Here is an 843-nt window from a genome sequence, read left to right as displayed (position 1 = left end):
CCACGGGCGCCGTCGCGGCCTGCGTCGCCGCCCGTGGGGGCTCTACCTGGCCGTCGCCGCGGTGGCGCTCGCGGTGCTCTGGGCGCTGATCCCCGGGGTGTTCGCGCCGGGCGACCCGCTCACGGGCGTGCCGGCCGACAAGCTGCTGCCCCCGAGCGCCGCGCACTGGTTCGGCACGGACACGCTCGGCCGCGACCTGTTCGGCCGGGTCGTGCACGGCGCGGTGCACTCGCTCTCCGGCGCGCTGATCGCGGTGACGGTCGGCCTCGCCCTGGGCACGGTGCTCGGTGCGATCGCCGGATCGGTCGGCGGGATCGTGGACGACGTGCTGATGCGCATCGTCGACGTGCTCCTGGCGATCCCCGGCCTGCTGCTGTCGCTGTCGGTCATCATCCTGCTCGGGTTCGGCACCGTCAACGCGGCCATCGCGGTGGGACTCGGCAGCGTCGCGGCGTTCGCGCGCCTGATGCGCGCCGAGGTCGCGCGGGTGCGGCGCACCGAGTACGTCGAGGCGGCGTTCGGCAGTGGCGGGACGTTCGTCGCCGTGCTGCGCCGCCACGTGCTGCCCAACTCGCTCACCCCGATCGTCGCGCTCGCCGCGCTCCAGTTCGGCACCGCGATCCTCGCCATCTCCACGCTCGGGTTCCTCGGCTACGGCGCTCCGCCGCCCACGCCCGAGTGGGGCCTGCTGATCGCCGAGGGGCGCAACTACATCGCGACGGCCTGGTGGCTCACCGCCCTCCCCGGCCTCGTCGTGGTCGCGGTGGTGCTCAGCGCCAACCGCATCAGCCACCGCCTCGGAAGGGGAGTGCGATGAGCGCGATCTCTGCGTCCACGACCACG

1 protein-coding gene is annotated in these 843 nt (G+C 74.3%); it reads left to right on the top strand.

Features of this window, described 5'->3' with window-relative positions; genetic code table 11:
* Positions 1-19: 19 nt before the first annotated feature.
* Positions 20-817, top strand: a complete 798-nt coding sequence (locus DW297_RS00020) for an ABC transporter permease (protein WP_240744469.1) — start codon at positions 20-22, stop codon at positions 815-817.
* Positions 818-843 lie beyond the last annotated feature (26 nt).

The sequence above is a fragment of the Microbacterium sp. PF5 genome, assembly GCF_004794315.1.
Taxonomy (GTDB): Bacteria; Actinomycetota; Actinomycetes; order Actinomycetales; family Microbacteriaceae; genus Microbacterium; species Microbacterium sufflavum.
Note: the sequence above shows the minus strand (reverse complement) of the source record. Positions and strands in the feature narration are given on the sequence as shown.